Annotated in this window: 16 protein-coding genes and 1 pseudogene; 6 read left to right on the top strand and 11 right to left on the bottom strand. The window is 72.2% G+C overall.

The genetic code is table 11. The annotated features are described in order from the left end of the window. Window positions 1-183: 183 nt before the first annotated feature. Together ACFYE1_RS07755 and ACFYE1_RS07750 are read left to right on the top strand one after the other, a co-directional pair. The gene (locus tag ACFYE1_RS07755) at window positions 184-990 is read left to right on the top strand and encodes a carbon-nitrogen hydrolase family protein (RefSeq protein WP_387741578.1); all 807 of its coding nucleotides are present in this window, start codon (window positions 184-186) and stop codon (window positions 988-990) included. A gap of 1 nt (window position 991) precedes the next feature. Then, a complete protein-coding gene (locus ACFYE1_RS07750; protein ID WP_387741576.1) occupies window positions 992-2527 on the top strand; it encodes a DUF2142 domain-containing protein in 1536 nt (511 codons plus the stop codon). Window positions 2528-2601: 74 nt separating this feature from the next. Here the strand turns inward: ACFYE1_RS07750 and ACFYE1_RS07745 are convergent, their stop codons facing one another. From ACFYE1_RS07745 to paaA, 7 genes are all read right to left on the bottom strand, one after another. Next, a complete protein-coding gene (locus ACFYE1_RS07745) occupies window positions 2602-4584 on the bottom strand; it encodes a M13 family metallopeptidase (RefSeq protein ID WP_387741574.1) in 1983 nt (660 codons plus the stop codon). A gap of 86 nt (window positions 4585-4670) precedes the next feature. After that, window positions 4671-5447 carry an enoyl-CoA hydratase/isomerase family protein gene (locus ACFYE1_RS07740; RefSeq protein ID WP_387741572.1) on the bottom strand — a complete coding sequence of 259 codons (777 nt, stop codon included), beginning with the start codon at window positions 5445-5447 and terminating at the stop codon, window positions 4671-4673. A gap of 113 nt (window positions 5448-5560) precedes the next feature. After that, entirely contained in the window at window positions 5561-6721 is a 1161-nt protein-coding gene (paaE, locus tag ACFYE1_RS07735; RefSeq protein ID WP_387741570.1) for a 1,2-phenylacetyl-CoA epoxidase subunit PaaE, read from the bottom strand. Next, window positions 6721-7275, bottom strand: coding sequence for a 1,2-phenylacetyl-CoA epoxidase subunit PaaD (paaD, locus tag ACFYE1_RS07730; protein WP_387741568.1), 555 nt, complete (start codon window positions 7273-7275; stop codon window positions 6721-6723). The genes paaE and paaD overlap by 1 nt, the downstream gene beginning before the upstream one ends. 13 nt (window positions 7276-7288) lie before the next feature. Further along, entirely contained in the window at window positions 7289-8116 is an 828-nt protein-coding gene (gene paaC / locus ACFYE1_RS07725; protein ID WP_387741566.1) for a 1,2-phenylacetyl-CoA epoxidase subunit PaaC, read from the bottom strand. After that, complete coding sequence (gene paaB / locus ACFYE1_RS07720) at window positions 8113-8430, bottom strand: 1,2-phenylacetyl-CoA epoxidase subunit PaaB (RefSeq protein ID WP_387741564.1); 318 nt, start codon at window positions 8428-8430, stop codon at window positions 8113-8115. The genes paaC and paaB overlap by 4 nt, the downstream gene beginning before the upstream one ends. A gap of 2 nt (window positions 8431-8432) precedes the next feature. Next, window positions 8433-9449 (bottom strand): 1,2-phenylacetyl-CoA epoxidase subunit PaaA, encoded by a 1017-nt coding sequence (gene paaA / locus ACFYE1_RS07715; protein WP_387741562.1) that lies wholly within the window; start codon window positions 9447-9449, stop codon window positions 8433-8435. A 211-nt stretch (window positions 9450-9660) separates the two neighbouring features. Between paaA and ACFYE1_RS07710 the strand changes: the two are divergent. The 3 genes and pseudogenes from ACFYE1_RS07710 to ACFYE1_RS07700 all read left to right on the top strand — a co-directional run. Beyond that, window positions 9661-10059: pseudogene (locus tag ACFYE1_RS07710) on the top strand (hotdog fold thioesterase); the annotation flags it as partial. A gap of 94 nt (window positions 10060-10153) precedes the next feature. Further along, entirely contained in the window at window positions 10154-11497 is a 1344-nt protein-coding gene (locus ACFYE1_RS07705) for a phenylacetate--CoA ligase family protein (protein WP_387741561.1), read from the top strand. A gap of 105 nt (window positions 11498-11602) precedes the next feature. Next, a complete protein-coding gene (locus ACFYE1_RS07700; protein ID WP_387741559.1) occupies window positions 11603-12226 on the top strand; it encodes a TetR/AcrR family transcriptional regulator in 624 nt (207 codons plus the stop codon). A 70-nt stretch (window positions 12227-12296) separates the two neighbouring features. Here the strand turns inward: ACFYE1_RS07700 and ACFYE1_RS07695 are convergent, their stop codons facing one another. Next, complete coding sequence (locus tag ACFYE1_RS07695) at window positions 12297-14147, bottom strand: gamma-glutamyltransferase family protein (protein WP_387741557.1); 1851 nt, start codon at window positions 14145-14147, stop codon at window positions 12297-12299. 180 nt (window positions 14148-14327) lie between these two features. Beyond that, the gene (paaZ, locus tag ACFYE1_RS07690) at window positions 14328-16418 is read right to left on the bottom strand and encodes a phenylacetic acid degradation bifunctional protein PaaZ (RefSeq protein WP_387741555.1); all 2091 of its coding nucleotides are present in this window, start codon (window positions 16416-16418) and stop codon (window positions 14328-14330) included. A 153-nt stretch (window positions 16419-16571) separates the two neighbouring features. Between paaZ and ACFYE1_RS07685 the strand changes: the two genes are divergently transcribed. Continuing rightward, a complete protein-coding gene (locus ACFYE1_RS07685) occupies window positions 16572-17009 on the top strand; it encodes a hotdog fold thioesterase (protein WP_387741553.1) in 438 nt (145 codons plus the stop codon). Window positions 17010-17058: 49 nt separating this feature from the next. On the opposite strand, the gene ACFYE1_RS07680 is transcribed toward ACFYE1_RS07685, so the two are convergent. Both ACFYE1_RS07680 and ACFYE1_RS07675 read right to left on the bottom strand, forming a co-directional pair. Then, window positions 17059-17769, bottom strand: coding sequence for a tyrosine-protein phosphatase (locus tag ACFYE1_RS07680; protein ID WP_387741552.1), 711 nt, complete (start codon window positions 17767-17769; stop codon window positions 17059-17061). A gap of 156 nt (window positions 17770-17925) precedes the next feature. Next, window positions 17926-18795 carry a 3-hydroxyacyl-CoA dehydrogenase family protein gene (locus ACFYE1_RS07675; RefSeq protein ID WP_387741550.1) on the bottom strand — a complete coding sequence of 290 codons (870 nt, stop codon included), beginning with the start codon at window positions 18793-18795 and terminating at the stop codon, window positions 17926-17928. Window positions 18796-18799 lie beyond the last annotated feature (4 nt).

The following is an 18799-nucleotide window of genomic DNA, read 5'->3' as shown; positions in this document are numbered from 1 at the left end:
TCTCACGACCCATCCTGTCACGGCGCCCGGTCCGGGCCGGCGGTGCCCGATCCGCCGGACCTCGCTGACCATGACGGAGACGGCCCGGGCGGTCCGTGCGCGGCGGCTACAGTGGGCGCAGCGGCGCCGCCGGCACACCACGCCGGGCGCCCCGGACCCGTCGCCGCCCCGAGGAGGACACCCGTGAAGATCGCCGTCGGACAGTTCGCACCCACCGCCGACACGGCCGAGAACCTGCGGACCATGCGCCGGCTGGCCGAGCAGGCCGCGGCCGGCGCGGCGCAGCTGGTGGTGTTCCCGGAGGAGGCCATGTTCTCCGAGCGGCTCATCGGGGAGGACTTCGAGGACCTGGTCCTGCGCGGCTGGTCGGGGTTCGTCCAGCAGCTGTCCTTCCTGGCCGCGGAGACCGGCGTCGCCGTGATCGCGGGCGGCTACGAGGGCTCCGCCGACGGGCGCCCCTACAACACGCTCGTGGCCGTGGACGCGCAGGGCGCGATCCTCGGCACGTACCGCAAGCTCCACCTCTACGACGCCTTCAGCCACCGGGAGTCCGACCGGATCCGCCCGGGGGACAAGGGCGTCACGGTGGTGCCGATCGGTGAGCTCACGGTCGGCATGATCACGTGCTACGACCTGCGCTTCCCCGAGATCTGCCGCGCCGTGGTCGACGCCGGGGCGGAGCTGCTCACCGTGCCCGCCGCCTGGTTCGCCGGCGAGCACAAGGTGGACCACTGGCAGGCGCTGCTCAAGGCCCGCGCGATCGAGAACACCGTCTGGGTCGCGGCCGCGGACACGTGCTCTGAGCACACGGTGGGCCGCTCCGCGGTCCTCGATCCGCTCGGCGTGGTGGTCGCCGAGGCCGGGGAGGAGGAGACCGTGCTGACCGCCGACGTCGTGCGTGAGCGCATCGCCGAGGTCCGGGAGACCGTGCCCGTGCTCGCGAACCGCCGGTTCGGCCCCGGGGAGCTCCGACCCGCGGACGAGGGCTGAGGTGGCCTCTGCTGTCCTGGCGCCCGGCCGGGCCCCCGAGCACGTCCTCCAGCCGGGTCTGCGCCCCCGCGGCGTGGTGGTCCTGTTCGCGGGGCTGTCCCTGCTCTTCGGGGCGGTCTTCGCCGCCATGGTGCCGTCGGCATGGGGCCCGGACGAGAGCTCCCACTTCAAGCGCGCCTATCAGGTCTCCCAGGGGGGCTTCGCCCCCGAACGGCTCGCGGACGACGGCCCCTACCCGGTGTACGGCGGGTCCGTCCCCGTGGCCGCGGCGCAGTTCATGACCGGCCACGGCGGCCCGCCCAGAGCCAAGGAGCGGGGCTCCGACCCCCTGTTCGTCCCGTCCGAGGCCCGCGAGCAGGCGCTCGCAGCCCCCCTGGGGGACGAACACGTGCAGACCTCGTTCGCCAACACCGCGGCGTACTCGCCCGTGCCCTACCTGCCCTCGGCGCTCGGGGCGCGGATCGCCACCGCCGCGGACCTCAGCGTGGGCAGCACCTGGGCCCTGATGCGGGTACTGCAGGTGCTCTCCTGCACAGCAGTGGTCGCGGTGGGACTCCGGTCCCTGCGGCACTCCCGCTTCCTCTGGGTGGGGTTCTGCGTGGCGCTGGTGCCCACCGCGCTCTACCAGTCGGCGGTGATCTCCGCCGACTCCGTGACCAACGCCGTGGTGTTCACCTTCATCGCGCTCGTGCTGCGGGCCACGGTGCTGAACCGCTCCGAGGAGCCCCTCTCCCGCTTCGAGCTGGGGGCGGTGCTCGTGTGCGCGTGCGTCCTCCCGCTGATGAAGCCCACCTACGTCATCCTCTCCCTGCTGCTGCCGGCGGTCCCGCTGCGGCGGTATCCGCTGCCCCGCCGCGCCGACGGGCGGCCGGTGGCCGCCGCGCTGGTGCTCACCGGCTGCCTGCTGCTGACCCTGCTGGGCTTCGCGGTGTGGATGTCGCTGGCCGCGGGCACGACCGAGGCGATGGGCATCCTGCGCGGACCGGAGGAACGGCACATGGTGCGCCCCGGGGACCAGCTGGCCTTCGTGCTCGGCGAACCGGTCGCCGTCCTGGGCGTGGCGGCGCGGACGATCCTGACCCTGGACTGGCAGTACGCGGCGGGCTTCGTGGGACAGATGGGCTACGGGCCGGGCGGGAACATCAACGGACCGTTCGTCGGTGCGGTGTGCTGGCTCGTCGCCGTGGGCGCCGCCTTCCTGCACGGGCCCCGCGGCCGGGCGTCACGCCGGGTCGTCGTCTGGTTCGCGGTGGTGCTGCTGCTCAACGTCGCGGCCATCTTCGGGACGCTGTACCTGAGCTTCGCCCCCGTGCAGTCCGGGATCGTCAATGGGGTGCAGGGCCGCTACTTCGTACCGCTCGCCCTGCTGCTGCTGGGAACGCTCGTCCCGCTGGTGAGCGCACGGCTTCCCGCCACCCCGCAGTCGCTGCGCAGGGTGGACACGACGGTTATCGTGCTCGTGCCGCTCTCGGCCGCGCTGGCCGTGGCGGGCTACGCCACCGTGGTCCACGTGACGGGTCACTACGCGCTGCCCTGACCGGCACCCGGCCGACCGCCGAGACCCGGAGGGCCCCGTGGACGACGACCGCCCTGGTCCCCGCCGCGCCGGGCTCACCAGATGCTGACGCGCTCCACCTCCGGCAGCCACAGCGCGTCCGACTCCGCGACCCCGAACGCCTCGTAGAAGGCGGGGACGTTGCGGACCACCTGGTTCGCCCGGAACTCGTTGGGGGAGTGCGGGTCGGTGGCGATGCGGTGGCGCAGCGCCTCGTCGCGGGACTTCTGCTGCCAGACGTAGGCCCAGGACAGGAAGAGCCGCTGCTCGGGGCTGTAGCCGTCGATCAGCTCCCCGGGGCCGAAGGCGCTGCCGGTCCTCCGGGACATCCGCCACGCCTGGTGGGCGATGGTGAGCCCGCCCAGGTCACCGATGTTCTCGCCCAGGGTGAGCTCGCCGTTGACGTGCGTGCCCTCCTCCTCCAGCTGCTCCGGGACCAGGCGGTCGTACTGGCGCACCAGCTCCGCCGTACGCTCCTCGAAGGCCTGCCGGTCGGCGTCGGTCCACCAGTTGCGCAGCCGGCCGTCACCGTCGCACGTCGAGCCCTTGTCGTCGAAGCCGTGCCCGATCTCGTGGCCGATCACGGAGCCGATCGCGCCGTAGTTCACGGCGTCGTCGGCGTCCTCGTCGAAGAACGGGGGCTGCAGGATCGCGGCCGGGAAGACGATCTCGTTGCGCAGCGGGTGGTAGTAGGCGTTGACCGTCTGCGGGGTCATGAGCCACTCGTGCTTCTCCACCGGGTGACCGGCCTTGCGGACCAGCTCGGCGAGCCGGAACTCCGTGGTGCGGATCCGGTTGCCCACGAGGTCCTCGGGGTCGATCCGCAGGGAGGAGTAGTCCTTCCACTGCTCCGGATAGCCGATCTTCGGGGTGAACTGGGAGAGCTTCTTCAACGCCTCCTGACGGGTCTCCTCGGTCATCCAGTCCAGACCCGTGATCGAGACGCGGTAGGCCTCCAGGAGGTTGGCCACGAGCTCGTCCATCCGCTCCTTGGCGGTGGGGGAGAAGTGCGCGGCGACGTAGAGCTCGCCCACGGCCTCGCCGAGGACCCCGTTGACGAGCTCGACCCCGCGCTTCCAGCGGTCCTTGAGCCGCGGGGTCCCCGAGAGCACGGTGCCGTAGAACGCGAAGTCCTCCTCGACGAACGCGGAGGACAGGTAGGAGGCGCGGGCGGAGACCAGGTGCCAGCGCGCCCAGGACCGCCACGCCGGCAGCAGCTCGTCGGCGAGCAGCTCCTCCACCCCGGTGAAGAAGGACGGCTGGGCGTTGACCACGGTGCGCAGCGCCGTCACGGGCAGCTCTGCGCCCTCGGCCAGGAGCCCCCAGTCGAGGACCGTGGTGGAGTCCGCGAGCTCCTCGAAGCTCATGGGGTTATACATCTTGGTGAGGTCGCGGACCGTGACCTTGTCCCAGTGGCGGGAGGCGATCCGGGTCTCGAGCTCCACGGCGGCGCGGGCCTGCTCCTCGGCGTCCTCGAACCCGGCCAGGGCCAGCATGGTCCGCACGTGCTCCAGGTACTTCCCGCGGATCGCGGCGTGCTGGTCGTCCCGGTAGTACTCCTCGTCCGGCAGACCCAGCCCCGACTGCCCCACGAACACGAGCTGGCGCTCGGGATCGCCCGGGTCGGCGTCGACGTCCACGCCGACGAGCCCGCCCGCACCGCGGCGGATCATCCGGCCCAGGTGGCGCACCAGCCCGGGAACGTCCGCCACGGCGTCGACCTCCGCGAGGTCCGGGGCGAGGGGGGAGGCGCCGAGCGCCTCGATCCGGTCCTCGTCCATGAAGGACGCGTAGAGGTTCGCGATCTTGGACTCGACGGCCTCCGGGTCCCCGGCCCGGGCCCGGATGATGAGCTCGCGCACGGCCGCCTCCGCCTGGTCCCGCAGCTCGATGAACGCCCCCACAGACGGCTTGTCGTCGGGGATCTCGGTCCGGCGTTGCCACGAACCGTTGACGTGGCGGTAGAGGTCGTCCTGGGGGCGGACGGAGCGGTCGAAGCCGGAGAGGTCGAACACCGAAGAGGTCACCGTAGATGTCATGCCCACCACATTAACCGGCGTGCGACCGGGCGGGCGGACTGTTCCCCGACCGCTTAACCCAGGTCCCCCCGGACCGTCCTCCTGGCTCAGCGCCGCGCCCCGGTGAACCGCGGCGGGCGCTTCTGCTGGAACGCGGCGAAGCCCTCGACGTAGTCGGCGCTGCGGCACAGCTCGCCCTGCACCCGGTTCTCGTGGTCCACGGACGCCCACAGCCCCAGGCGCTCGTCACGGATCTGGGCCACGAGCTCGCGGGAGGCGAGGAACGCGCCGGTCGCGCCCTCGGCCACGGCCGCCGCCTTGGCCCGGGTGAACTCGAGCAGCTCGTCGGCGGGCACCGAGCGGCTGAACAGCCCGGAGCGCACAGCCTCCTGCCCGCTCATCAGCTCGGCCGTGTAGACGAGGTCCAGGGTTCGGTGGGCGCCGAGCCGCTCGGTGAACAGGGCGTGCCCGCCCGAGTCGAGGGTCGCCCCCAGGCGGGCGAAGGGGGAGCCGATCTTCGCGCTGTCCGCGACGTAGACCACGTCGGTGGCGATCGCGAGGCCGAGCCCCACGCCCAGGCATGGGCCCTGCACGGCGGCGAACGTCGGGGCGGGGAACCGGGTCATGGCCCGCAGCAGCGGAGTGACCTTCCCGGCCAGGTAGCTGTGGGCGTCGTCAGTCGCGGGGTCCACGGCGGAGATGTCCCGGCCGGCGCAGAAGCCGCGGCCCTCGCCGCGCAGCACGAGGGCCCGGACGCCGGCCCTCCCGGCCTCGGCGTAGGCGTCGCCGAGCTCGGTGAGCGCGGCCTCGTCCAGGGCGTTCATCTTCCCGGGCGCGTTCAGCACCACTTCGGCCACGGATCCGTCGATGGTCAGGTCGATCACTGCTGCTCCTCGGTGAGGTCGGGGACGGTGAGGTCGGGGACTGGGGGCAGGGCCGGGGCGGGACGGCCCGGGGCCCGGCACCGCGCAGGTGCCGGGCCCCGGGGGCGCGCGGCTCAGGCGTCGAAGTCGACGACGAGCTGCTCGGAGGTGGGACGGGTCTGGCAGGTGAGCACGTAGCCCTTGTCGATCTCGTCCTTCTCGAGGGCGTAGTTCTCCTCCATCACGAACTCCCCGGAGACGACCTTCGCGCGGCACGTGCCGCACACCCCGCCGGCGCACGCGAACGGGACGTCGGGGCGGACCCGCAGGGCGGCGTTGAGGACGGTCTCCTGGGCGTTCCTCGGGGACCCGATCGAGGAGGAGAGCCCGTCCAGGGTGAACGTGATGTCGTAGCTCTCGCCCGAGGGGTCCGCCGGGACCACGCGTCCCTGCTGCCCCTGGGGGGTCTCGGGGCGGCCGGTGCTGAACAGCTCGAAGCGGATCCTGTCCTCCGGCACGCCGCGCTCGGCGAGCGTGTCCCGGCACAGCTGGACGAGCTCGAACGGCCCGCACAGGAACCACTCGTCCGTCCGGTCCACCTGGAGCACCTCGTCGAGGATGTCCTGGAGCTTGTCGGCGTCGATCCGCCCGGACATCAGCGGGCTGATCCGCTGCTCACGGGAGAGCACGTGGTGGATCGCCAGGCGGGCGGGGTACTTGTCCTTGAGGTCCCCGAGCTCCTCGGCGAACATCACCTCCATGGCGGAGCGGTTCGCGTAGACGAGGTCGAACGTGGAGGACTCTGAGGCACGCAGCACGGCTTTGGCGATCGCCATGAGCGGGGTGATCCCGGAGCCCGCTGCGAAGGCCACCAGGTGCACCGACGCGTTCTTCGCGACCTCCTCGGCGGCGAGCTTCTCGGGGTCGTTCATGCTCGTGAGTCCGAGCTTGGAGGTGAACGCGCCCTGCGGGTTCATGACGTCGAGCGTGTCGCCGGCCTTCAGGGACCCGTTGGCCCAGGTGGAGAAGACCCCGCCGATGTCCTGCTTGATCGCCACCCGGATCTCGCCGGGCCGGGGCTCCGCGCAGATCGAGTAGGACCGGCGGACCTCCTGCCCGTCGATCCGGGCGCGCAGCGCCACGTACTGCCCGGGCAGGTAGTCGTAGTCGTCGACAAGCTCCGGGGGCACCGAGAAGGCGACCTCCACGGAGTCCGCGGTGAGCTTGCGGACCTGGGAGACCTCGAGGGTGTTGAACGTGGCCCGGCGCCGGGCCGGGGCGGTGATCTCGGTCATCAGTGCACCTTGAAGTAGTCGAAGGGTTCCAGGCACTCGGTGCAGACGTGGAGCGCCTTGCAGGCGGTGGACCCGAAGCGGGTCAGCTCGCGGGTGTTCAGCGAGTGGCAGCGCGGGCACTTGACGGTGAGTCCCAGCCGGACGGGGCCCGCGGCGGCCCGGCCGGTGGGCGGGGCGATGCCGTACTCGTCGAGCTTGCGCCTGCCGTCCCCGCTCATCCAGTCCGTGGTCCACGCCGGCTGCAGCACGAGGTCGACCCGCACGTCGTCCCAGCCCTGCGCGTTGAGCGCGCGGGTGACGTCCGTGGTGATGGTCTCCATCGCGGGGCACCCGGAGTAGGTCGGGGTGATGACGACGACGGCGCGCCCGGCCTCGACCCGGGCGTCCCGCAGGATGCCGAGGTCGGCGATGGAGAGCACAGGGATCTCCGGGTCGTTCACCGTGGCGGCGATGTCCCAGACGCGGCCGGCGGCCTCGTCCCGGGGGCGCAGCTCCCGGCCGGTCACCTCCGGCGCGGCGGTCTGTTCCTGCCGCTGCGGGTGGCGCTCGGTCATCGTCACCGCCTCCTCACCAGGTGGCGCCGGGGTGCTGGCGGGCGAGCACCTGCATCTCGGCGAGGAGGTGACCGCGCTGCTCGCTGAACTGCCCGGAGCGGTTCCCGCCGTAGGCGCCCAGGACCTCGGGGACGGAGAGCTCCGCCTCGTCCAGGATCGCCGTGATCCGCCGGTCGAAGTCGGCGCGCAGGGAGGACGGGCGCACGGCGGCGTCCCCGAGGGACTCGATGAGCTCGTCGTCGTGGAACAGCTCGTCCACGTAGGGCCACATGTAGTACAGCCCCGCCTGGACGCGGCGCTTGGACTCCTCCGTGCCGAGGCCCAGGCGCAGCACCCACTGGCTCGCGTGGTCCTGGTGGTACTCGATCTCCTTGAGCGCCTTGTCCGCGATGGCCGCGAGCGTCGGGTCGGTGGAGCGGGCCAGGCGGCGGTAGAGCTCGTACTGGTAGTAGGAGAAGATCAGCTGCCGGGCGATGGTCTGCCCGAAGTCGCCGTTCTCCTGCTCCACGAGGCGGCAGGAGCGGAACTGCTCCTCGTCGCGGAAGTACGCGAGGTCGTCCTCGGTCCTCCCCCACGCAGTGCCCGCGTAGGTGAGGAAGAAGCGGGCGTGCCCGAGCAGGTCCAGGGCGATGTTCGCCAGCGCGATGTCCTCCTCGAGCTCCGGGGCCCGGGCGATCCACCAGCCGAGGCGCTGGGCGAGCATCAGGGCGTCGTCGCCCAGGCACAGGGCGTAGCGGGCCACGTCCTCGGGGGCCTTCGCGCCGCCGGCCTGGATGTCCTCCGCGGTGATCGCGTCTCCCGCGCTGATCCTGGTCGCGGACTCGTGGGATGCGTAGCTCACAGGTGCTTCACCCCTTCGCTCTTGGTGTAGTACGTGGCGTGGCGGTAGCTCTTGCCCTGCGCGGACTCGAAGAACCCGCCCTTGGAGTCGGGGTCCGAGGCGGTGATGGCGGTGGAGGGGACGACCCACACGGAGGTCCCCTCGTTGCGGCGGGTGTAGAGGTCCCGCGCGTTGCGCACGGCCATCGTGGCGTCCGGGGCGTGCAGGGATCCGGCGTGGACGTGGGAGAGCCCGCGCGAGGACCGCACGAACACCTCCCACAGGGGCCACTCGTCCGAGGACCCGCCGATCGGGCGCACGGTGTTCTCGCTCATGCTCAGGCTCCGATGAGTTCGGCGGAGGCGCGCTCCGCGGCGGTCTTGCGGGCGTAGGCGGCGGCGGCCTCGCGCACCCAGGCGCCGTCCTCGTGGGCCGCGCGGCGGCGCTGCATGCGCTGGAGGTTGCACGGGCCCCGGCCGCCGACGACGGCCTTGAACTCGTCCCAGTCCAGCGGGCCGTAGTCGTAGTGGCCGCGCTCCTCGTTCCACACCAGGTCCGGGTCCGGCAGGGTCAGGTCGAGTGCCGCGGCCTGCTCGACGATCATGTCCACGAAGCGCTGGCGCAGCTCGTCGTTGGAGAAGCGCTTGATGTTCCACGCCATGGACTGCTTGGAGTTGGGCGAGTCGTCGTCCGGGGGGCCGAACATCTGCAGGGAGGGGCCGTAGAAGCGGTTCACGGCGTCCTGAGCCATCTGCTTCTGGGCGGGCGTGCCGTGGGAGAGCTCGTAGAGGATCTCCCAGCCCTGGCGCTGGTGGAAGGACTCCTCCTTGCAGATCCGGACCATGGCCCGGCCGTAGGGTCCGTAGGAGGCCCGGCACAGCGGGACCTGGTTGGCGATCGCCGCGCCGTCCACGAGCCAGCCGATGGCGCCCATGTCGGCCCAGGTGCGCGCGGGGTAGTTGAAGATCGAGGAGTATTTGGCCCGGCCGTCCAGCAGCTGCTGGTTGAGCTCGGAGCGCGGGGTGCCCAGGGTCTCGGCGGCGGAGTAGAGGTACAGCCCGTGGCCGGCCTCGTCCTGCACCTTGGCCATGAGAATGGCCTTGCGCTTGAGGGACGGCGCCCGGGAGATCCAGTTGCCCTCGGGCTGCATGCCGATGATCTCGGAGTGGGCGTGCTGCGAGATCTGGCGCACCAGGGTCTTGCGGTAGGCGGCGGGCATCCAGTCGCGCGGCTCGATCCGGGAGTCCTCGGCGATGATGCGGTCGAAGTGCTCCTCGCCCGCGCGGTCCAGCTCCGCCTGCTCGGCCGCGTCCGCGGTGGACACGGCGTGGAGCCCCGTGTTCTGCGTAGTCATGGTGTCCCTCTTCCGACGAGATGGCGCCGCGGGGCGGGAGGGCCGCACGCGACTAACTGACCGTTCGTTCAGAATATAAGTCCGCGGAGGCGGCGTCAACAGCCGGGTCCCCGGGCGGTCCGGACCGTCCCCCGCGGCGGTGCGGGTTGACACGGGCGGCGGAGTGGGATTGTCTACTGAACATTCGGTCGTGAAGTGTGAGGAGAGTTACATGTCCCAGGGCCATCCGATCCTCGCGGGGGACCACACCTCGCGCTGGATGGGCATCACCGTGGACCGTGCGGAGTACGGCCACGCCCAGATCCGCATGACGCTGCGGGAGGAGATGCTCAACGGGTTCGGCATCGCCCACGGCGGCATGGTCTTCGCCTTCGCGGACACCTGTTTCGCCCTCGCCTGCAACGACCCCGCCGGTGACGGCAGCACCATCACGGTGGCCGCGGGGGTGGACATCAACTTCCTCGCCTCGGCCTACCGCGGTCAGGAGCTCACCGCGGTGGGGACCGTGCGCGCCCAGGCCGGGCGCAGCGGCGTCTACGACATCCAGGTCATGGCGGACGGCCGGCTCATCGCCGAGTTCCGGGGCCGCAGCCGCACCATCCCGAACCCGGCCCCCCACGCGGCGACGTCCGCGGAGCGGCCGGCCGACGATCCGGCCGCGCAGCCCGTCCTGCAGTCCGCGCAGCAGCCCGAGGAGGTCTGACATGACCGAGTGCTCCGTCCCGAACCCCCACACCCCCGCACCCGCCCCCGCCGACCGGTCGCAGCCGGACCCCGAGGAGACGATGAGCCGGGACCAGGTCGAGTCCCTGCAGGTCGAGCGGCTGCGCTGGAGCCTGCACCACGCCTACGAGAACGTGCCCGCCTACACGGAGCTCTTCGACGCCCACGGCGTGCACCCGGGGGACTTCAAGGACCTGGAGGACCTCCGGCTCTTCCCGTACACGGACAAGGAGTTCCTGCGGAAGGCCTACCCGTTCGAGGCCCTCGCGGTGCCGATGAGCGAGATTCGGAGGATCCACGCCTCCTCCGGCACCACCGGCCGGCCCACCGTGGTCGCCTACACCCAGAACGACATCGACACCTGGGCGGGCCTCGTGGCCCGCTGCTTCCGGCTCTCGGGTGTGCGGCCCGGCGACACGGTGCACAACGCCTACGGCTACGGGCTGTTCACGGGCGGGCTCGGCGCCCACTACGGCGCCGAGCGCCTGGGCTGCGCCGTCATCCCGATGTCCGGCGGGCAGACCGAGAAGCAGGTCCAGATGATCCGGGACTTCGAGCCACAGGCCATCCTCTCGACCCCCACCTACCTGCTGACCATCGCCGACGGCTTCACGAAGCTCGGCCTGGACCCGCGGGAGACGTCGTTGCGCACCGCCGTGCTCGGTGCCGAGCCGTGGACCAAGGAGATGCGCCGCGAGATCGAGACGGCCTTCGACGTCGACGCGTGCGACATCTACGGCCTCTCCGAGGTCATGGGCCCGGGCGTGGCCGGGGAGTCCGCCGCGTCCAAGGACGGCTCCCACATCTGGGAGGACCACTTCCGACCCGAGGTCATCGACCCGTTCACGGACGAGGTCCAGGAGACCGGCCGGCCCGGCGAGCTCGTGTTCACGACGCTCACCAAGGAGGCCCTGCCGATCATCCGCTACCGCACCCACGACCTGACCCGCCTGCTGCCCGGCACGGACCGGCCCGGGCACCGCCGGATGGGCCGGATCACGGGCCGCACCGACGACATGATCATCCTGCGCGGGGTCAACCTGTTCCCCTCCCAGATCGAGGAGCTCGCCCTGCAGGTGCCCGAGCTGAGCCCGCACTTCACGCTCGAGATCACCCGCCCGCACCGGATGGACCAGATGACCATCAACATCGAGCGGCGCGAGCAGATGACCGTCGAGGCCGCCGAGGCCGGCGGTCAGAAGCTCCTGCACGCCATCAAGACGAAGATCGGCTCCTCCGCCTCGATCCGGATCGCCGAGCCGGGAACCCTCGCCCGGTCCTCCGGCAAGCTGCGCCGCGTCTACGACCACCGGAAGGACCCGTGACGTCCCGCGCGCCGACCCGTGCCGCGACGGCCCCCGAGACCGCTCGGGGGCTCGCCGCGTCATAAGATCGTTGTCCTGCCCCTCCCCACCGAGATCGAGGTCCCCATGACGCACGCACCGGCGCCCGCCCCTCCGGACGGCGCGGCACCGCGCCGTGGCCGGCCCGGCTACGACCGCGAGACGCTGCTCGGCGTGTGCGTCGAGGTCTTCAACGTCCACGGCTACGACGCCACGTCGATGGGCACGCTCTCCAAGCACCTGGGAATCTCCAAGTCCGCGATCTACCACCACGTGGAGTCCAAGGAGGAGATCCTCGAGCAGGCACTGAGCCGGGCCCTCGACGCGCTCGAGGAGGTCCTGGGCGCCGCCGAGCGGACGGAGGCCCCGGCGGTCGAGCGGCTCGAGCAGGTGATCCGCGGGACCGTGCACGTGCTCGTGGAGCAGATGCCGTACGTGACCCTGCTGCTGCGGCTGCGGGGCAACTCGGAGGTCGAGACGCGGGCGCTCGAGCGCCGTCGCACGGTCACCCGCCGGGTGGGCGCGCTCATCGAGCAGGCCCAGGACGAGGGGGACCTGCGCCGCGACCTCAGCGGCCGGTCCGCCTCGCGGCTGCTCCTGGGTATGATCAACTCGATCGTCGACTGGTACCGGCCGGACCCAGACAAGGCCGACGACGGACTGGCCGACACCGTGGTCGCGCTCGCCTTCTCGGGGCTGCGGGCCTCCTGATCCGGTCGCCCGTCCCCGGAGACGCCTCTCGGAGCCGGCCGGGCCGGGCCGCCACCGGCCCGGGCGGGTGCTACCGGTCCGGCGGCGCGGGCAGCACCGTCCCGCTGGCGGTCTCGTTGCGCGGCTCCACGCCCAGCCGGGCCCCCGCCCCCTCGCCGTCCACGGCGAGCAGGTTCGCCGTGCCGAAGATGCCCGCTCCCACGGCGACGTCGTGGCCCCGGCGGCGCAGTTCCTGGACCGCGGCGGCCGAGAAGTCCGACTCCACCTGCAGGGTGTTGCCGACCCTGTGGGGGTGGTTGGACGCGGGGAAGGCCGTGCTGACGAAGCGCGGCTGCGCCACCGCTTCCTGGGGCGTCAAGCCGAAGTCGACCACGTTCATGAACTGCTGCAGCTGCCCCTGGGGCTGGGTGTCGATCCCGGTGTTGCCGCCGAGCAGGAACGGCCGGCCGTCCCGCAGGGCCATGAAGGGGGCGGAGGTGTGCCGCACCGTGGCCCCGGGCGCCACGGCGTTGACGTTGCCCGCGTCGAGGGACAGGAAGCTCATGCGCTCGTTGATGTGGATCCCCGTGTCGCCCACCACCAGGAACTGGCCGCCCAGGCTCGTGGTCACGGCCGCGGCGTCGCCGGACCGGTCGGTGAGATGGAACGTCGTGGTGTCCAAGGCCTGCCGGTCGAGCCCGCTGTCGATCGGCCACCGCGCGGCGCGGTCGTCGTCGATGCGGGCCCGCTGCTCCCGGGCGTACTCGTCCGACAGCAGCTCCGTCACGGGCACGTCGGTGCGCTCGGGATCCCCCACGTGGGCGTACCGGTCGGCGAAAGCCAACTTGACGGCCTCGACCTGCCGGTGGACCACGTCGGGGTCGTCGGGGGAGCGGCCGGAGAAGTCGTCCTCGTCCAGGATGCTGAGGGCCTGGAGCATGGCGATGCCCTGGCTGTTGGGCGGGTTCTGGTAGACCGTCACGTCCTCGCCGTAGTCGATGGAGATCGGCTCGACGATCTGCGCCGAGTAGCCGCTGAAGTCCTCCCGGGTGAGGTAGCCGCCGTTCTGCTCCGAGAAGGCGACGACGGCCTCCCCGAGCGGCCCGCGGTAGAAGTGGTCCCGCGCGGCACGGATCCCGGCGGCGCGGTCGGCCTCGCCGTCGTAGGCCGCCACCAGGTCCTCGAAGGTGTCGGCCAGGTCCCGCTGGAACACGGTGTCGCCGGCCTGCAGCAGGGCGCCGTCGCGGGTGTAGAGGTCCGTCATGACCGGGCTCCGCCGGATGTTCGCCTCCTCCCGGGTCAGCCAGTAGACCATCTCGGAGCTGGCGGGACACCCTTCGCGGGCCACGGCGATCGCCGGCGCGAGGACCTCCCCCAGCTCCAGCTCGCCGTACTCGTCGAGCCAGAGCATCCACCCGTCCCAGGCGCCGGGGAGGATGGCCTGGTGCATGCCGAAGTCGCCGGCGCGCGGACGGTAGTCGTCGAGCGTCGCCGCGCTGCCCACCGGGCCCACGCCGTTGAGGCTCGTCACCTCGTCCTCGTCGGCGTCGTAGTACAGCGCCCACGTGCCACCGCCGAGCACGCTCGAGTAGTAGGGCTCCACCACGCTGAGCACGGCGGCGACCGCGACGGCGGCGTCGGCGGCCGTGCCGCCGGCCTCGAGGATCTCCGTGCCCGCGGCGGTGGCCAGCTCGTGCGAGGACACCACCGCCTGCACGTGCGGGGCGGGCGCCTCGGCCGCATCCGGAGCGGGCGCCGTGCCGGACCCCGGTGTGCCTCCCGGGGACACCGGTGCGGAGGCCGCGGTGCCGGTCGGCTCCGGCGTGGTTCCCGCGCCGTCCTCCGCGCCGTCCTCCGCGGGAGGGGTGCACGCGGTGAGGGCGAGGAGGAGGCACAGCACGACGGCGGCTGTGCGGTGGGCGGGGCTCGAACTGCGGCGCATCGCTCCTCCTCCGGCCGTGGCTCCCGTCGGCGGTCCCCGGCGTCGGGGTGCCGGCACGCACGAGGGTCTGGGCAGCGTGCTGGCCAGGCTAGCACCGGGTGCAACGCCCCAACAGCCCGGCGCCGGTTCCCCAGAGCTCCCAAGAACATCGTGGGGACTCGACGACTTGGGGCCCGCCGGTCAGGCGGTGGGCCAGGTCTTCGCGACCAGGGTCAGCACGTCGTAGGTCGCGACGATCTCGTCGTGCTGGTTGTGCAGGATCGCGTCCCAGCAGACCTCGCCGTACTCGTCGGTCACCCGCGGGGTGATCTGCTTGGCGGTGAGGGTCACGCGGATCTGGTCGTCATAGGTCACCGGCGTGAGAAAGCGCAGGTTCTCCAGCCCGTAGTTCGCCAGGACGGGGCCGGGGGCCGGCTCCACGAACAGCCCCGCCGCCCAGGAGACCAGCAGGTAGCCGTGGGCCACCCGGCGGGGGAAGAACGGGTTGGCCGTGGCGGCCTCCTCGTCGGTGTGCGCGTAGAAGGTGTCACCCGTCGTCTCGGCGAACTCCGTGATGTCCTCGAGGGTCACGGTGCGCAGCTCGGAGGCGAACTGGTCGCCGATCCGCAGGGTCTCCAGGGACTTGCGGAACGGGTGCTCGCCGGTGCCGTTCTCGACCGCCTCACGGGTCACGGTGTTCGCCGCGGCGCCCCGGTGCCACACGCCGGTCACGGCCGTGAGGATGTCCGGGGGCCCCTGGATCGCGGTGCGCTGCATGTAGTGCTTGACGCCGCGCACGCCGCCCAGCTCCTCGCCGCCGCCGGCGCGGCCGGGACCGCCGTGGACCAGGTGCGGCATGGGGGAGCCGTGGCCGGTCGAGGTCCTGGCGTCCTGGCGGTTCAGGAAGTGCACGCGCCCGTGGTGCGAGCCGATGCCCGCCGCGAACCGGGCGGCGGTCACGCCGTCGTTCGTGCACACGGTCGCCACGAGCGAGCCGCCGCCGAGCGCGGCGAGCCGCACGGCGTCGTCGACGTCGGTGTAGCCGAGCACGGAGGTCACGGGGCCGAAGGCCTCGACGAAGTGCACCTCGGGGGTGTCCGGGTCGTCGAAGGACAGCACGGTGACCGGGAAGAACGCGCCCGTCTCGGTGTCGGCGTCCCCCACGGAGGCGTCCGGGCCGCCCAGGCGGACGCTGCCGCCGGCGGCGATCAGGCGCTCCACGGCCTTGCGCACCTCGCCCTGCTGCTCCTTGGAGGCCAGGGCGCCCATGGTGACGCCCTCGGTGCGGGGGTCGCCGATGACCACGCGCTGCTGCACGCGCTCGGCGACGGCAGCCACGACGTCCTCCACGCGGTCCTGCGGGACGATGACGCGACGGATGGCCGTGCACTTCTGCCCGGCCTTGGACGTGATCTCGACGAACACCGCCTTCACGAACGCCTCGAACTCCGGGGTCTCCGGGGTGGCGTCGGGGCCGAGGATCGCGGCGTTGAGGGAGTCCGTCTCAGCGGTGAAGCGCACCCCGCCGTTGATGACGTTGTCGTGGTGGCGCAGCGACTGCGCGGTGCCGGCGGAGCCGGTGAAGGCCACGTGGTCGCGGTAGTCCAGGTGGTCGAGGAGGTCCCGGGCGGAGCCGGAGACCAGCTGCAGGGAGCCCTCGGGCAGGATGCCGGAGTCGAGCATGAGGCGCACGCAGGCGGCCGTGACGTAGCCGGTCGGCGTGGCCGGCTTCACCACGGTCGGCATGCCCGCGAGGAACGCGGGGGCGAACTTCTCGAGCATGCCCCACACCGGGAAGTTGAACGCGTTGATCTGCACGGCGACGCCGGGCATCCGGGTGTAGACGTGCTCGCCCAGGAAGGAACCGTCCTGCGAGAGCTGCTCCACGGCGCCGTCCACGATGACGTTGGCGTTGGGCAGCTCCCGCCGGCCCTTGGAGGAGAACGTGAAGAGGGTGCCGATGCCGCCGTCCACGTCGAAGAAGTGGTCCTTCAGGGTGGCCCCGGTCGAGTAGGAGACGTCGTAGAGCTCCTGCTTGTGCTCGGTGAGGTGCTGGGCGAGCTCCTTGAGCTTGAGCGCGCGCTGGTGGATGCTGAGCTCCCCGAGGGAGCGCTGGCCCACGGTCCGGCCGTAGTCCACGGCGGAGGCGATGTCGATGCCGTCCGTGGACACGCGCGCCACGACCTCGCCGGTCGAGGCGTCGGCCACCTCCGTCACCTTCTGCGGGTCCTCCGGCGTCCACCACCGGCCGCTCAGGTAGCTGGGGAGGATGGTCCGGGTCTGTGCTGCCACGGTGGGTGGTCCTTTCGCTCGGGTGCGTGCGGGCGGTCCGTCGCCCGCATCCTGACCGATCGTTCGGTATTATGACCACGATAACCTACGTCACACCCCGGGACCACTGCCCCACGGTGGTCCTGTCACGTCGCCGAGCTCCCGAGGAGTGCCATGACCACGACCGAGACCCACGAGCCCTGGCGCATCGTCCTGGGCGAGCTCGACGAGAAGATGGGCGTCACCGTTCTCGAGGAGTCGGCGGAGCGCGTGGTCGCCTCCATGCCCGTCGAGGGCAACCGCCAGTCGCTGGGCCTGCTCCACGGCGGCGCCATGGTGGCCCTCGGCGAGGCCGTGGGCTCCTGGGCCGCGGTGATCCACGCGTCCACGATGGGCAAGGTCGCGGTGGGCGTGGACGTCAACGCCACCCACCACCGGTCCTCCCGCACGGGCACCGTGACCGCCACGGCCACCGCCCTGCAGCTCGGCCGGTCCCTCACGTGCCACGAGGTGGTCCTCGAGCACGAGGACGGCGCCCGGCTGTGCACCGTGCGGATCACGAACTACCTCAAGGACGAACCGCGGCCGGCCGGGAACCCGGTCGAGAGCTAGGCCGGGAACCCGGCCGGGAGCCGCACCGCGGGACCGGTCGGGGAGCGGGTCAGGACGGGCGGTCGAGCCGCCGGCGCAGCGCGGCCAGTTCAACAGGCGCCAGCCCGGCGTCCACGAGCCAGCGCTCGGCGTCGAACTCCGCCAGCAGCTCCTCGAGGGCCGCGCGGCGCTCCGCGAGCAGCGCGGTGAGCTCGTGCTCGGGGTGGTGGCGCTCGACCGGGTGGGGAACGGGCGAGACGCGGTGCCACTCGTTGATCCCGCGCGCGGCGGCCTCGTCCTCCGCGACGAGGCGCTCGGGGGGCGCCCCGATCAGCCCCAGGAGCAGCAGCGCGAGCACCCCGGTGCGGTCGCGGCCGGCCGAGCAGTGCACCACCACGGCGCCCTCGGCGGTCGCCACCGCCCGCACCGCCTCGGCGAGGAATCCGGGGAACAGCCGCAGGTAGTCGCGATAGCCGCGCGGGTGGTTGAGATAGGGCGTGCCCACCAGCGGGAACTGCGGATGGGCGGGGTCCTCGGTGGGGCGGTGCAGCACCGTGATGCCGGCGCGGGCGGCCGGTTCGTCGACGGGGTCCGTGGGCCGGCGGCGCCGCTCGTCCGCGTTGCGCAGGTCCACGACCGTGCGCACACCGTCCGCCGCGGCGCCGCGCCACCCCGCGGGACTCAGCCGCTCGGAGCGGCCCATCCGCCACACGTCGCCCGCCAGACGCCGTGCGTTGAGCGCGCCGTCCCACGTGGCGGGGGCCCCGGGCTGTGCGTGCATGCCCCCACGATAGGGCCCGCGTCCGACGGCGCGCTCGTCCCGCACGTGCACTCCTTCCGCACGCGCGGGCTCACCGGTCCCGCCCGAGATGCCGGCAGAGTCCGTACGGTCTCGGGTGGAACCCGTGAGCTCGGCGGAGGAGGGGCGGGGCGGTTGCTACTGGTCGTAGGCGAAGAAGCCCTTGCCGGTCTTGCGGCCGAGCTCGCCCCGGGACACCATGTCCCGCATCAGCTGCGGGGGAGCGAAGCGCGGTCCGAGCTCCGACTCGAGGTACTCGGCGATGCCCAGGCGCACGTCCAGGCCCACGATGTCCGTCAGGGCCAGCGGGCCGACCGGGAACTTGTAGCCCAGCACCATGGCGTTGTCGATGTCGGCGGCCGAGGCCACGCCCTCCTCCACCATGCGGATGGCCTCGAGGGCGATCGCCACGCCCAGCCGCGAGGACGCGAAGCCGGGGGCGTCGTTGACGACCACCGGGGTCTTGCCGAGGCCCTCTACCCACTGCACCGAGCGCCGCTTGAGCTCCTCGCCGGTGTGCCTGGAGATCACAACCTCCACGAGCTTCGAGGCCGGCACGGGGTTGAAGAAGTGCAGCCCGCAGAACCGCTCGGGGCGGGCCAGCTGCTCGGCCAGTCCGTCCACGGACAGCGAGGACGTATTGGTGGCCAGCCACGCGGTCGTCGTCAGGCGGCGCTCGACCTCCTGCAGGGCCGAGACCTTCAGGTCCCACACCTCGGGGACGGCCTCGACGACGAGCTCGCACGGGGCGAAGTCGGCGTGGTCGAGGGAGACCGTCAGATTCTCGGCCCACTCGTCCAGGTTGCCGTCCACGCTCCCGCGCTCCAGGGACTTGGCCAGGTCCCGCTCGATCCGCTCCCGCGCGGCCTCCACGGCCTGCCCGTCCCGCTCCACCACGGTCACCCTCGCCCCGGCGAGCAGGAAGGCGTGGGCGATGCCCGCGCCCATGCGGCCTCCGCCCAGGACGCCGACGACGGCGGGAACGGCCAGTGCGTGCTTCTCGGTCATGGTC

The organism is Kocuria nitroreducens (assembly GCF_042879195.1).
GTDB lineage: Bacteria > Actinomycetota > Actinomycetes > Actinomycetales > Micrococcaceae > Kocuria > Kocuria nitroreducens.
Note: the sequence above shows the minus strand (reverse complement) of the source record. Positions and strands in the feature narration are given on the sequence as shown.

Bases quoted from the DNA above. Each gene is read 5' to 3' on its own strand.
- ACFYE1_RS07745 (WP_387741574.1), bottom strand. From the start codon at position 4,584: ATGACATCTACGGTGACCTCTTCGGTGTTCGACCTCTCCGGCTTCGAC.
- paaE (WP_387741570.1), bottom strand. From the start codon at position 6,721: ATGACCGAGATCACCGCCCCGGCCCGGCGCCGGGCCACGTTCAACACC.
- paaD (WP_387741568.1), bottom strand. From the start codon at position 7,275: ATGACCGAGCGCCACCCGCAGCGGCAGGAACAGACCGCCGCGCCGGAG.
- paaB (WP_387741564.1), bottom strand. From the start codon at position 8,430: ATGAGCGAGAACACCGTGCGCCCGATCGGCGGGTCCTCGGACGAGTGG.
- paaA (WP_387741562.1), bottom strand. From the start codon at position 9,449: ATGACTACGCAGAACACGGGGCTCCACGCCGTGTCCACCGCGGACGCG.
- ACFYE1_RS07705 (WP_387741561.1), top strand. From the start codon at position 10,154: ATGACCGAGTGCTCCGTCCCGAACCCCCACACCCCCGCACCCGCCCCC.
- ACFYE1_RS07700 (WP_387741559.1), top strand. From the start codon at position 11,603: ATGACGCACGCACCGGCGCCCGCCCCTCCGGACGGCGCGGCACCGCGC.
- ACFYE1_RS07695 (WP_387741557.1), bottom strand. From the start codon at position 14,147: ATGCGCCGCAGTTCGAGCCCCGCCCACCGCACAGCCGCCGTCGTGCTG.
- ACFYE1_RS07685 (WP_387741553.1), top strand. From the start codon at position 16,572: ATGACCACGACCGAGACCCACGAGCCCTGGCGCATCGTCCTGGGCGAG.
- ACFYE1_RS07680 (WP_387741552.1), bottom strand. From the start codon at position 17,769: ATGCACGCACAGCCCGGGGCCCCCGCCACGTGGGACGGCGCGCTCAAC.
- ACFYE1_RS07675 (WP_387741550.1), bottom strand. From the start codon at position 18,795: ATGACCGAGAAGCACGCACTGGCCGTTCCCGCCGTCGTCGGCGTCCTG.